Below are 13,485 nucleotides of genomic sequence, written 5' to 3'. Positions count from 1 at the left end.
AACCGGGTGGGATTCGTCTCTTCGCCCTGGTCACGCCGGGCCCGCGCCGTCGTCACCGGCCGATGACGGCCGGGGTGCCGCCCTCCTCGGTGCCCCACACGTCCTCGTCCTCCTCCAGGTAGTCGGCGGAGCTGGTGACCCTGCGGCCCGGCTCCGTCTCCTCCTGGGGGGAGTCGCCACCGCCACCGGTGGTGTTGACCCGGGACGGGGCGAGGAAGGTGTCGTTGTCCTCCTGGCGGTTCCACGGGCTGCGCCGGCGGCGGTTGCGCCGCTCGCTCTCCTCGGCCGCGTCGACCAGGACGGAGCGCACCCGCTCGCCGTTGCCCTTCTCGCCGCCCGCGCCCATGCCGCCCCCGCCGCCGCCCATCGGCATACCGGGGCTGCCGGGCGTCCCGGGGGCACCGGGGGTGCCGGCCCCGGCGTTGGCGGCCGTTGCGGCGGTCAGCGGGGAGCCTGCGCCGTCCGAGAGGGGGGCGACACCGGACCCCTGGAAGTCCGAGGACAAGGAGTCCGTCCCGGAGAGGCCGCCGCTGTAGGCCCCGCCGCTCGCGCCGCCGCCTGCGCCGCCGCCGAGGCCCAGTTCGGAGAGCGGCACGTCGCGGGAGGTGGTGCCGCCGCCGGTCGTGTCGAGGTCACCGATGCCGTTGAGGTCACCGAGACCGTCGAGGATGTCCGACCTGTCGTTGTTCGCCGAGGAGTTGAGGTCGTGCAGGTCCACGGTCTCGGTGTTGCCCTGCGGGTCGGTGACGGTGGCGATGCCGGTGTCCGGGTCGATGACCTGCGTGCTGCCGTCCGGGAAGGTGGTGGTCAGCTGACCGTTGTCCAGGGTGGTGAAGGAGCCGTCCGGGTTGGCGACCCTCGCACCGTGGGTGAGGTCGGTGGTCGTGACGTTGCCGTCCGCGTCGGTACTGGTGAGCAGCCCGTTGTCCGGGTCGAACGTGGACGTGCCGCCGTCGTCGAACGTCGTCAGGAAGTCGCCGCTGTCGTCCAGCTCCACCTGGCCGCCGGTCGGGGTCTCCAGGGCGGACCCGTCGCTGTTGAGGTCCCCGAGGTTGCCGAGCGTCTCGGTGGTCACGTCGGAGTTGATGTCGCCCAGATCGTTCAGGTCGTTCAGGTCGTTCAGGCTGTTGTTGAGGTCGTTCAGGCTGTTCTGGCTGTTCTGGCCGTTGAGGTCGCCCAGGCTGCCCAGGTTCTCGGTCGTGGTGGTGCCGTCCGGGTCGGTGGTGACCGCCTGGCCGGTCGACGGGTCCACGCTCTGGGTGGTGCCGTCCGGGAAGGTGGTCGTCAGCTTCCCGTCGTCGCCCAGCGACGTCACCGAACCGTCGGGGTTCGTCACCTTCAGACCGTCGCCCAGGTCCTGCGTGGTGACGGCGCCGTCCGGCGAGGTGCTGGTGAGCAGCCCGCTGTCGGGGTCGAAGGAGGTGCTGCTGCCGTCCGGGAAGTCGGTGGTCAGCTCACCCGCATTGTTCAGCTGGGTGCTGGTTCCGGTCGGGCCGTCGAGCACGCCGTCGCCGTTGAGGCTGCCGTTGAGGTCGGTGAGGCTGCCCAGGTCGGTCGTGGTGGTGCTGCCGTCCGGGTTGGTGGTGATCGCCTGACCGGTGGCGGGGTCGACGGTCTGGGTGGTGCCGTCCGGGAAGGTGGTCGTCAGCTTCCCGTCGTCGCCCAGCGACGTCACCGAGCCGTCGGGATTCGTCACCTTCAGACCGTCGCCCAGGTCCTGCGTGGTGACGGCGCCGTCCGGCGACGTGGTGGTGAGCAGCCCGCTGTCGGGGTCGAAGGAGGTGCTGCTGCCGTCCGGGAAGTCGGTGGTGAGCTTGCCTCCGTCGGCCTGGGTCTTTGCGCCGGTCGGGGTGTTGAGGGCGCCGCCCGTGCCGTTCAGGCCGCCGAGGCCGCCGAGGCTCTGGGTGACCGGGCCCAGGTCGGTCTCGCCCTGACCGTTGCCGGTGCCGTTGATGTCCCCGATGTCGCCCAGGCTCTCGGTGGTGACCGCGTTGTTCTGGTTCAGCAGGTCGTCGAGGCTGTCGAGGTTCTCGGTGGTGATCGCGTTGGGGTCGTTGAGCCCGCCGAGGCTCTCCTTCACCTCCTTGGCCTGCTCCTCGGCCTCGCGCTTGGCCTCCTCCTGCTCCTTCTTCTGCTCCTCGCGCAGCTCGTCCGCGTACTTCTTGTCCTCGTCGCGCTGCTGGTTCTGCTCGTTGCGCAGCTCCTCGGCCTCACGTTTGGCCTCGTCCTGCTCTCCCTTCTGCTCGTTGCGCAGCTCCTCGGCCTCGCGCTTGGCCTCGTCCTGCTCCTTCTTCTGCTCCTCGCGCAGCTCGTCCGCGTACTTCTTGTCCTCCTCGCGCTGCTTCCGCTGCTCCTCGCGCAGCTCGTCGGCCTCGCGCTTGGCCTCGTCCTGCTCCTTCTTCTGCTCCTCGCGCAGCTCGTCCTGGTACTTCTTGTCCTCCTCGCGCTGCTTCCGCTGCTCCTCGCGGAGCTCCTCCTGGTACTTCTTGTCCTCCTCGCGCTGCTTCCGCTGCTCCTCGCGGAGCTCGTCCTGCTCCTTCTTGTTCTCCTCCTTCTCCTTCTTGGCCTCCTCCTTTTCCTTTTCGAGCTGCTCCTTCTCGTACTCCTCCGAGGCCGTGCTGGTCGACTTCGGCTTGGGCACGTTGTCCGCGAAGTCCTCGCCGAGTTCGAGGAAGTGGTTGTTCAGGTTGGACTGCACCGTGGCCGCGGGCTTGCTCAGGTACTCCTCGACACCCTGGCTCCAGATCTTGACCGCCTTGTCGCCGACCTTGGCCCAGTTGGCGACGTCGGTCAGGTCGCCGTACTCGGGGTGCGTATGGGAGAAGCCGCCCTTCGGATTGTGACTGACGTTCGAGGTGTAGCGGTTGCTGGTCACCGTGATGTCCGTCTTCGCGACGTTGTTGTTGTCCACCCACTGGGCGAGGTCGTCCAGGACGTAGCGCAGCACCTGGTGCGGGTCGTAGTACGGGGACTTGGCCCACGCCAGCCAGGCGTCCAGCAGCTTGCTGGCGGCGTCCTCCAGGTACTTGCGGCCCAGCGACAGGGCGCGCGAGTACACCGTGTTGCCGGTGCCGGTCTCGTCGCCGGTGCCGGCCTTGGAGTCGAAGGTCTCGACGTAGGCGTCGTAGTTCTCGCGGATCTTCTTCAGCAGGCTGCGGAAGACATCCGCGGCCTCGCCCTTCCAGCTCGCGTCGTCCTTGCCGAAACGATCCTCCCAGTCCTTCAGGACCACCGCGTGGTCCCGGAAGAACTTGGCGGCGTAGTCGAAGGAGTCGCCCGTCGCGTTGAAGGAACTCAGGTCCACCGCGTCGCTGCCGCCCACGCCCAGGTTGCTGAACCGGGCGTTCTGGGTGCCGCCCTTCAGCAGTTCCAGGAGCGCCGTCCGCGGCCCGTTCATGTACCGGGCGAGCGCGACGGTGGACATCTTGTCCTTGTTGTAGTCCGTGAACTCGTTGCCCTCACGGACCTGGGCGTCGTTGACGTTGTCGGAGCCGGGGCCGGCGAAGATGATCTCCTCACCGGCCTTCACACGGCCCTCGAACACGATCCGGGCCTGCATGATCTTCTTCTTCTTGTTGCCGTCGAAGAAGAAGATGTCGTAGTCCTCGCCGGTGTTCGTCAGGAACCCGGAGTCCTTGACCATCAGGCTGAGGCTGCGCTCCTTGATGTCCATCCGGAAGAGCTTGCCGCCGTGGTCGGAGCGGAGCGTGTCGAAGATGGTGCTGCGGTCCGGCACGGGGTAGCCGGTGATGTGCTTGACCAGGGTGGCCCAGGTGTCACTCGACGGGTCGCCGGCGTTGTCGAACTTGTCGAGGTTGGTGCCGGAGTTGGGGTCGTAGCGATCGGCCACCGGGCGCCCTTTCTGGTCGGTTGTCGTACGTGCCGGCACACCGTGTCTTCGTACGGGTGCGCGAGCGTGTGTCTCTTACGGGGGCGCGCCGGTCGGCCGTGGCCACCGTCGGCACGCGTGGGGGTCAGTCCTCTTCCTCTTCTTCCGAACCGCCCGCGGTGAGGGTGTCGACCTCGTCGAAGGTCTGCAGCAGGGTCTGCGCGTCGATCGCGTCGAGGTTCTTGTTCTTGGTCTTGTTGGCTTCCTCGATGGTGTCCGAGAGCGCTTCCTTCAGCTCCTTGAAGAGTTCCATCTGGTCACCCAGCAGCTTGTCGATGGCCTCCGCCGCGGTGCGGACGCCCTCGATCAGCTTCGGTCCCGAGACCAGGGGCTCGGTGGCCATCTTGCCGATGCGCAGGAGCTGCTGGTTCTGGTCGAGGTTGCCCGGGGTGGTGTGCCCGTCGACGAGGTGGCCGAGCGGGCGGATCGTGCTTCCGTCGCCCTCTTCACGGTGCTTCTTGGCAGCGGTGTAGACCGGCTGTACCTCGTTGTCCCGGAAGTTCTCCATCTGCTTGAGGTCGAAATGCTTGACGTCGGCCTTTTCACCGGCCATGGGACGATCTCCTGCTGCTGGGTTCCGGACGGGTGGGGGTGGGACGGCCCGGCGGGGAGGGCGGGGTCACATCGCTGTGACCTCCCGCACGGGAGTTGTCGCCTCAGCCGCCCGCATGAGGCCGCCATGCGGGCGGTTCGGCGCCTTGGGACTACACGTACGCGACGCCGGACCCCGCCCTCAGGACGGAGGGGAGACTCCGGACGGGCCCTGGGGCCCAGCCCTTAACGGGCCCGTACGTTGCCCCAGTTGTCGGCGCTCTTGCGCTCGTCACGGGAGTGGTTGTCGTGGATGGTCCGGATCAGCTCGCCGTTGTCGCCGAGGAGCCGCGCCATGTTCTTGGTGGCGTTGTCCCACTCCGCCTGGACGACGCGGTACTGCTCCTGGTCCGCACCTTCCCAGCTGCTGACGAGCGGCTTGAGCTCGTCCTCCAGGTTGTTGAGGGTGTTGATGATGACCTGGGTCTGGTCCTTCAGTTCCTCGATGGCCTGCTGGACCTTGGGGTACTGCACGTCAATGATGCCGTCGGCCATGACGTCTCCTCTCGAAGGCCGGGCACGCGGCCCGGGAAGCTCACGCAGTCCGGCTCACCGAAGTGCGCCGGTGCCGTGGTCGGTTCAGCTCAGTGCTTCGAAGACACCCTGGCTGGTCTTGCTGTTGAGGACCTCGGTCAGGTCCTGGTTCTCCTTCGCCAGGCGGTTGGCGGAGGTCACGTTCTCCTGGAGCGCGTCGATCATCGTGCTGATCTGGATGACGACCTTCTGCGCCTCGGCGTTCCAGCTGCGGAAGAGCTTCAGCAGGGCCTGGCCCTCGTCGCCGCCGACACCGGACCGCGCGGCGATCTCAGCCACGTTGTTCTGGGTCTTCTCGACCTGGTCGCGGGCCGTCTCCAGGGAGGAGACGCCTCCCAAGCCCTTGGCATAGTCCGCTTTCCTTGCGGCGCTGTCCGCCATGTCACGCTCCCTTCGTTCAGGCGCGTCTCGTCGCACCGTTGCCCGCTGAGGCTAAAGAGAAAACAGGGTTCCGCGCAACGCGTGCAGGAAAGATGTGGGCAACAGCCGGTTCGGTAGAATTCGCCTGTATGGCAACGGAGTTGTGCGAACGTTGCAGAGGGATGAACAGGAGCGCCGCAACCGCGGTGAAGCAGGGCGTGAACTGCCCCGCACGACCCGCGAAACGGGCGGAAAGCGGGCACGGGAAGAGACCGAACGGTCACGGAGAAGAACCACGCCCGGTTTTGTGTGCGCACTCACGGCATTCAACGGGTGCAATCCGCCGATAAGTCTGAGCTTTTTCTGAGGTTTCTCCCGAGTAACCGTCGCCATGACACCGTGCGGTGCCGGCGACTTCGCACCGCCGGCGCCGAGTTCGGCTCGGCCTTTCCCTCCCTCACTTCTTTTCTTTTCCCTTCCCCACTGCCGCGCGCGTTCCCGTCCGGATCGCCACGCGGTGTCAGTTCTGCGCGGCGGCGCCCGCCGTGACCGCTTCACTCCCCTTGTCCGGCTTGCCCGCCCCGTTCCCCGCGACCTTCTGCGCGACCTTTTCCACGGTCTTGCCCCCGGCCTTGTCCGAACGCTCGGCGGTGCTGCACTGCGGAGCCGTGACCTTGGGCTCCGTGGCACCGGTGGCGGCGGTCGCGTCGAGGTCCGCGCCGGTCGGGAAGGCCGCGAGCAGCGGTGCCGGGACGGAGGCGATGTCCCCGGCCCCGTACCCGAGCGCTCCCAGCGACTCCTTGGCGGACACCCGGTACTTCACGCCGTTCTCCGCCACCAGGTACGTGGTCCCGGCGTGCGCGGCGCCGCTCGCGTGCAGGGCCCGCACCAGGGCGCCGTGCCCCGGCCGCACCACCGTGGCGTCCGTCGGCACACAGGCCGGTTCGAGCGGCTGCGCGGTGCCCTGCGACACCGCGACGGGGGTGAGCTGGGTGAGCGGGACCAGCACCGACCTGATCCGTACGCCGCCGTCGCCGCCGTCGACCTGTGCGCAGAGCGCCATGCCGCGTTCCGTGGACTGCGGCAGGGGCGGCGTGTCCGGCAGTTCCGCGGACGCGGCGGCGCCGGAGTCCTTGCCCTGGTGCCCGCGCAGCGCGTCCGCGCCGACGGTGCGCGCCTCGGGCGACTGCCCCTGGTAGGCCTCCTTCTGGGTGGCCGGGTCGCCCAGCACCAGGGCCGCGCCGAGCCGGGTCAGCGGCACCAGGCCGTCCTTGCGCAGCAGGTGGTAGGTGCTGTCGCCGCCGGGCACGCTGACCTTGAACAGCTGGCCGATCCGGCTGGCCTCCCCACCGAGCGTGGGGCCCTTCTCGCCGCGCCCCGGCACCGCGGGCGGCTTCAGGGCGGGGCCGGGTGCCAGCGCGTCGAGGAAGGCCGCCGAGACCGGCATCGCCTTCTGTGAGCCGTAGCCGAGGGCGTTGCGGGCGTCGGAGGCGCGGTCCAGCGGCAGTCTGCTGCCCCGCCACACCAGGTACTCGGTGTCGTCCGGACCGCTCACCAGCACACCGCGGTCGCGGCCGATGCCGTGGGAGTCCAGGGACATCCCGGCCGCCACGGTGGTGGCACCCGGCGCGTCCACCCCACTGGTCGTCACGACGCCGGAGGTGTTGGGCAGGGCCCCGTCCGGTCCGGTGACGCACATGTGCCAGGCGCCGTCGTCGAGCTGACCTGGTGCGGGCACGGCGTCGGGGGCGCCCGGTATGCCGACCGGGGCGCCCACCGGGACACCCTGCAGGGAGGGCGTGCGGACGTCCGCGGTCGCGAGGTCGGAGCCGCCGATCAGCTTCGCCGAGGCGTAGTTGCGCACCGGGTGCAGTACGCCGTCGGTGCCGGTCCACAGGTACCGGGCGCCGGTGTCGCGGTTGACCACCAGGTGCTCGCCGTCGCGCCAGCCGTCGTTGCCGCCCGGACGCAGCAGGCCGTAGACGGTGGTGCCCGCGGCGATCAGGACGGTGACCAGCACGCCGAAGACCACGCCCCGGGTGGTGCGGCCGAGCGGGCTCTCCGGGGCGTCCGGGTCGGCCATCAGCAGGCTCGAGCTGAGCCTGCCCATCATGAACGTGTGGGCGTGTACCTGGTCTCGTTTGGACTGCACGGCCTCTCCTCAACTCCTTCTCATGCCGCGGCGTAAGGGGTGTGCTCAGCCGAACAGGCCGCGCAGCCAGCCGAAGAGGCCCGCCGCCCAGAGGGCGAGCGGCAGCAGCGCCACCGCGAAGCCGGTGTGCGCCAGTTCCGCCGCCCGGCCCCAGTACGGCAGCATCCGGCGGCCGGGCACCGTCCAGGCGGCGATCACGAGCGCGGCGGCGCAGCAGAGCAGCACCGCGAAGACCACCACGCGTACGGCGCCGCCGTCGTCCACCGCCCAGGCGCGGGCCAGCAGCAGCAGACCCAGGACGCCGGGCACGGCGAGGGTCAGCCGCTGCCCGATGTGCACCAGGCCGCGGCTGTGCAGGAGCAGCAGCAGGCTCAGCCCGACGGAGGTCAGCACCTCGGGCAGGTTCGGGCCGTGGGTCAGGACGACCAGGGCGGCCAGGGCGACGACGCCGGTGGCGGCGAAGAGCGCGGTGACCCAGCGCCCGGCCAGTTCGGTGCGCTCGGCGACCTCGTCGCCCGCGTAGGGCTCGATGCCCTCCTGGAGCTGGGCGGCGGAGGACGGCAGCGCGGGCAGCCGCATCCCGGCCAGTTTGAAGGCGAACGGTGCCACCGCTCCGGCGGCGAGGGCGACCACCGTCGCCACGATGCCCGCGGAGGCGGGCACGGACAGGCCGGAGTACCCCATGAGGGCGCCGGTGATCGCGGCCGCCACCGAGACGACGGCGGTGGTGAACAGGGCCGGGGCGCCGACCGCGGTGGCGGCGAGCGCGAGGACCGCGCCGCCCGCGCCCGCGGCGCCGGCCGCCAGCAGCCGGGCGCCCACGACCTGGGCCGCGTCCGGGCCGGTCAGGTCGCCACCGGGCAGCAGCCAGCCGGCCAGCGCCAGACAGGGCGCGACCAGCAGCGCGAGGGCGGTCGCGGAGAGGCGGTCGCCGACCGCACGGCTGGCCGAGCCCGCGCCCGCGAGCAGCAGCAGCCCGGTCACGGCCGCGAAGGCGACCTGCCGGGAGCCGGAGGCGGTCGCCCCGGGCCAGAGCACCAGGGCGAGGCCCGCCACCACGGTCGCCACCGCGGCGGCCACCAGGAGTCCGCGGGCCGCGCCGGGGTGCCAGGTGTGCAGTTTGCGGGCCGCGGTGTCGGCTATGCCGTCCACCAGGTCGTCGAGCCGGGCCTCGGGCAGCGCCTCGGTGTGCGGGCGCAGGTAGAGCACGGCGCCGTCGGCGAGCCCGGCGCGGGCGAGGGTGGTCTCCTCGTCGAGCGGGGCGTCGCCGAGCTGCTGGAGCACCCAGCCCGCGTGGTCGAGACCGGCTTCCTCGGCCTCCTCGCCGACGTAACGCAGCAGCGTGGGCAGCAGATCGGCGACCGGCACGTCGGCGGGCACGGCCAGATCGACGGAGACGCTCGGCGCACGTACGGTCAGGCGGCACAGTTCGGCCACAGCGCTGTCGGTCATCAGCTGAACTCTCGTCTTCCGTGGGGGCTTTGACAGGAGGACTTCCCCGGGAGGGGGACCTGCGAAGGGTACGGAAGGCCGGCGCGGCCAGGAACGGGGGGTACTGGCAGGAGAATTGTGTCCGCGCGGCCGGCGACCGCCTCTCCCACGTGGACAGGTCGCGTTCCGTGAATGCAGACTACTGCCTACGCCCGCCGGATCGTGCTGCGGACCGGACTCGTTGTCCGGTATGGAGTTGTCTTCACGGGAGTTGCCCGTCTTCGCTATCCGCTCGAAACATTCACCCCGGCGTTCACCGCCTGACGCGGGACCCGGAGAATCGACCCGGTACGGTCTTTCCCGCTGCCGGGTGCGTCGGTATTCGGTGCGGGCCGGAAAGTCAGTGAACCCGGAGGTTTCGTTCCTTGAGTGTGGTGCTGTTTCGCCGGCCGGCCCGCAGACGCGGACCGGAGATGCCCGAGGGTCAATTGACCCTGCAGGAGCCACCGGTCCTCGCCGAGGCGGTGCCCGACACCTCGGCGATATGGACCTATCTGCCGATGGCCCTGATGTCGGTGTCGATGATGCTGATGTTCCTGCGCCCCGGCGGCGGGAACGGCGTCTTCATGTACCTGGCCATGGGCGTCATGGCGCTCTCCGCCGGTGCCATGCTCCTGGGGCAGCTGATGCGCCGCTCCAGCGAGCGCAAGCAGCGTCTGAAGGGCGAACGCCGCGACTACCTCCGCTACCTGACCCAGATGCGCAAGCGGGTCCGTTCCACCATCGTGGAGCAGCAGCGGGCGCTCGCCTGGCGCCACCCGGACCCCGCCTCGCTGCGCTCGCTGGCCCGCACCTCGCGGCTGTGGGAGCGCCGCCCGACCGACGAGGACTTCGGCGAGGCCCGGCTCGCGGTCGGTGAGCAGCAGCTCGCGCTGACCCTGCAGCCGGTCTCGACCCGCCCGGTGGAGGACCTCGAACCGCTCACCGCGCACGCCCTGCGCCGCTTCATCCGCGCCTACTCGACCGTGCCCGACCAGCCCCTGGGCCTGTACCTGCGCTCCTCGGCCCGGATCCTGGTGCGCCCCGAGGACGCCCCGGGACAGACCTCCGCCGAACCGGGCGTCCCGCCCGGCGGGGAGCTCGGCGCGGCCCGGTCCGAGGCCGGCACCCCCGCACCGGACCCGACCGACGCCGTACGCTCCCTCGTGCGCGCCGCGCTCGGTCAGCTCGCGGTGTTCCACGCGCCCGAGGAGCTGTGGCTCGCGATCTGTGTCAGCGACGAGCGGCGGCCCGACTGGGAGTGGGTCAAGTGGCTGCCGCACGCGCTGCATCCGCAGGAGGAGGACGGCGCCGGACAGGTCCGCCGAATCACCGCCGACCTCAACGAGCTGGACGACCTGCTCGGCGCGGAGTTCGCCGAGCGGCCCGGCTTCGACCCGGACGCCCGCCCCGGCCGTGACGAGCCGTACACCGTGGTCGTCCTGGACGGCGTCACCGTCCCCGAGGGCCACCGCTGGGAGGGGCACGGCTACCGCAACGCCGTGGTCCTCGACGTCTCCGGGGCGCTGCGCTGGAAGCCCGGCCGCAACACGCTGCGGCTGACCGTCGGTCCCGACCGGGTCAACCTGGTGCGTACCGACCGCAGCCGCAAGGAGCGTTCCGTCGCGCTCGGCCGCCCGGACCGGCTCGGCCCGCTCGGCGCGGAGTCGCTGGCCCGGCTGCTCACCTCCCGCCGGATCAGCCTGGGCACCGACATCGCGCAGCCGCTGGACGCCGACGTCGAACTGACCACCCTGCTCGGCATCCCCGACCTGCACCGGCACGACCCGGCCACCCTCTTCGCCCGGCACACCGGCTCCGCCCGGCTGCGGGTGCCGGTCGCGGTCGGCGTGGACGGGCGCCCGGTGGAACTCGACATCAAGGAGTCCGCGCAGGGCGGCATGGGCCCGCACGGCATGCTCATCGGCGCCACCGGCTCCGGCAAGAGCGAGCTGCTGCGCACCCTCGTCCTCGGTCTCGCGCTGACCAACTCCTCCGAGACCCTGAACTTCGTCCTGGTCGACTTCAAGGGCGGCGCCACGTTCCTGGGCCTGGAGGAACTCCCGCACACCTCCGCGGTCATCACCAACCTCGCCGACGAGGTCGCCCTGGTGGAACGCATGCAGGACGCTCTGCACGGCGAACTCATGCGCCGCCAGGAGCTGCTGCGCTCGGCCGGCAACTACACCTCCGCCCTGGAGTACGAGCGGGCCCGCGCGGCGGGGACCGCCCTGACCCCGCTGCCCAGCCTGTTCGTCGTGGTCGACGAGTTCAGCGAGCTCCTGTCCACGCACCGGGAGTTCATGGACCTGTTCGTGATGATCGGCCGCCTCGGCCGCTCCCTCGGGGTGCACCTGCTGCTCGCCTCGCAGCGCCTGGACGAGGGCCGCATGCACCAGTTGGAGAGCCATCTCTCGTACCGGGTCGGCCTGCGCACCTTCTCCGCCATGGAGAGCCGCGGCGTACTCGGTGTGCCGGACGCCTACGAACTGCCGGCCCAGCCCGGCAGCGGCTACCTGAAGTCCGGGGTGGAGTCGCTGACCCGGTTCCGTGCCGCCTACTCGTCCGGCACCTACCGGCGCCGTACCGGCGCGGTGGTGCAGGCCCGGGTGGCCAGTCAGGTGGTGCCGTGGACCAGCGGCTGGGTCGTGCCGCGCACCCTGGAGGCCGCCCCCGAACCGGAGCCGGAGACCAAGGAGGGCGACGAGGACGAGGAGACGCTGCTCGCCGTGGCCCTCGACCGGCTGCGCGACTCCGGTCCGGCCGCCCACCAGGTGTGGCTGCCGCCGCTGGACGAGCCGTCCCCGCTGGACGTCCTGCTGCCCGGTGGCCTCACCGTCGACCCCGAGCGCGGTCTCACCGCCGCGGGCTGGGGCGGCACCGGCAAGCTGCGCGTCCCGGTCGGCCTGGTGGACAAGCCCTTCGAGCAGCGCCGCGACCCGCTGGTCGTGGACCTCTCCGGAGCCGGCGGCCACGTCGCCGTCGCGGGCGGTTCGCAGAGCGGCAAGTCCACGCTCGCCCGCACGCTGATCGGCGCCCTCGCCCTCACCCACACCCCCGCCGAGGTCCAGTTCTACTGCCTCGACTTCGGTGGCGGCGGTCTCTCGCAGCTCGCGGCGCTCCCGCACGTCGGCGGTGTCGCGGCGCGGCTCAACCCGGAGCGGGTGCACCGGGCGGTCGCCGAGGTGATGACGCTGCTCGCCCGGCGCGAGCAGTTCTTCGTCGACCACACCATCGACTCCATGCAGTCCTACCGCCGCCGGCGGGCCGCCGGGGAGTTCCCCGACGAGCCCTTCGGCGACGTGTTCATGGTGGTCGACGGCTGGTCCACGGTCCGCCAGGACTACGACGACCTGATCGCGAAGTTCAACGAGCTCGCCGCGCGGGGCCTCAACTACGGCATCCACCTGATCATCACCACCACCCGCTGGGTGGAGCTGTCCGCGCAGGTCCGCGACCAGTCGGCCACCCGCCTGGAACTGCGGATGGGTGACCCGATGGACTCCGAGATCGACACCCGCAAGGCCCGTTCGGTGCCGCGCAGCGGTGGCCGTGGCATCACCGCCGACAGCAAGATGCACTTCCTCGCGGGTCTGCCCCGTCTCGACGGCAGCGGCTCTCTGGAGGACCTCGGCGAGGGTGTCACCCACCTGGTCACCGAGGTCGCCCGGCACTGGCCCGGCGCGCCCGCCCCGCAGGTCCGGATGCTGCCGCACCGCCTCCCGGCCGCCGAACTCCCCGCGCCCGAGCCCACCGAGGGCGGCGGTATGCGCCTGCCCCTCGGTATCGACCAGGACGCGCTGGAGCCGGTCTGGCACGACTTCAGCCGTACTCCGCACATGATCGTGGTCGGCGACACGGAGAGCGGCAAGACCAACCTGCTGCGCAGCGTCACGGCGGGCATCACCGCCCGCTACTCCCCCGCCGAGGCGAAGATCATCGTGGTGGACTACCGCCGTACCCTGGTGGACACCGTCCCCGAGGAGTACCGCATCGGGCACGTCATCTCGCTGGACAACCTCAAGGAGACCATCGAGGGCGCGGCCCGGGCGCTGAAGACCCGGGTCCCCGGGGCCGACATCGCCCCCGGCCGCATGCGCCGGTGCGACTGGTGGACCGGCCCGCGTCTGTTCATCCTGATCGACGACTACGACATGGTCTCCGGCAGCTCGTTCCAGAGTCCTCTGGAGCCGCTGTTCGAGTACCTGACGCTCGGCTTCGAGATGGGGCTGCACCTGGTCGTCGCCCGCAGTGCCATGGGCGCGGGACGCGGTCTCAGCGACGGCCTGATCCGCCGTCTCGACGAGGCCAACAACCCGGCCGTCCTGCTCTCCTGCCCGCCCACGGAGGGCAGCCTCTTCGGCAACACCAAGCCCCGCAACCTCCCGCCGGGCCGAGCCCTGCACATCGCCCGCCGCAAGGCGAAGCTGATACAGACGGCCCTGGTGGAGGAGCCCGAGGCACAGAACACCTGAGCGACGCAGCGAAG

The 13,485-nt window shown here is 70.8% G+C and carries 7 protein-coding genes; 1 reads left to right on the top strand and 6 read right to left on the bottom strand.

Going from position 1 to position 13,485, the window contains the following annotated elements; genetic code table 11:
- Window positions 1–52 precede the first annotated feature (52 nt).
- The 6 genes from QFZ75_RS34460 to eccD form a co-directional block, all read right to left on the bottom strand.
- Window positions 53–3,850, bottom strand: coding sequence for an AAWKG family protein (locus QFZ75_RS34460; protein WP_307543242.1), 3,798 nt, complete (start codon window positions 3,848–3,850; stop codon window positions 53–55).
- Between the two features lie 124 nt (window positions 3,851–3,974).
- Window positions 3,975–4,442, bottom strand: a complete 468-nt coding sequence (locus QFZ75_RS34455) for a type VII secretion system-associated protein (protein WP_307543240.1) — start codon at window positions 4,440–4,442, stop codon at window positions 3,975–3,977.
- 224 nt (window positions 4,443–4,666) lie between these two features.
- Window positions 4,667–4,975, bottom strand: a complete 309-nt coding sequence (locus tag QFZ75_RS34450; protein ID WP_307543237.1) for a WXG100 family type VII secretion target — start codon at window positions 4,973–4,975, stop codon at window positions 4,667–4,669.
- An 84-nt stretch (window positions 4,976–5,059) separates the two neighbouring features.
- Window positions 5,060–5,395, bottom strand: a complete 336-nt coding sequence (locus QFZ75_RS34445) for a hypothetical protein (RefSeq protein WP_121409269.1) — start codon at window positions 5,393–5,395, stop codon at window positions 5,060–5,062.
- 499 nt (window positions 5,396–5,894) lie between these two features.
- The gene (gene eccB / locus QFZ75_RS34440; protein WP_307543236.1) at window positions 5,895–7,526 is read right to left on the bottom strand and encodes a type VII secretion protein EccB; all 1,632 of its coding nucleotides are present in this window, start codon (window positions 7,524–7,526) and stop codon (window positions 5,895–5,897) included.
- 45 nt (window positions 7,527–7,571) lie between these two features.
- Entirely contained in the window at window positions 7,572–8,978 is a 1,407-nt protein-coding gene (gene eccD, locus QFZ75_RS34435) for a type VII secretion integral membrane protein EccD (protein ID WP_307543234.1), read from the bottom strand.
- 452 nt (window positions 8,979–9,430) lie between these two features.
- Between eccD and eccCa the strand changes: the two genes are divergently transcribed.
- Window positions 9,431–13,471: a type VII secretion protein EccCa gene (eccCa, locus tag QFZ75_RS34430; protein WP_307543233.1), complete on the top strand. Its 4,041-nt coding sequence runs from the start codon at window positions 9,431–9,433 to the stop codon at window positions 13,469–13,471.
- Window positions 13,472–13,485 lie beyond the last annotated feature (14 nt).

Source organism: Streptomyces sp. V3I8, from assembly GCF_030817535.1.
Classification (GTDB): Bacteria; Actinomycetota; Actinomycetes; order Streptomycetales; family Streptomycetaceae; genus Streptomyces.
The sequence above is the reverse complement of the archived record's forward strand: the minus strand, read 5'-3'. Positions and strand labels throughout refer to the sequence as shown.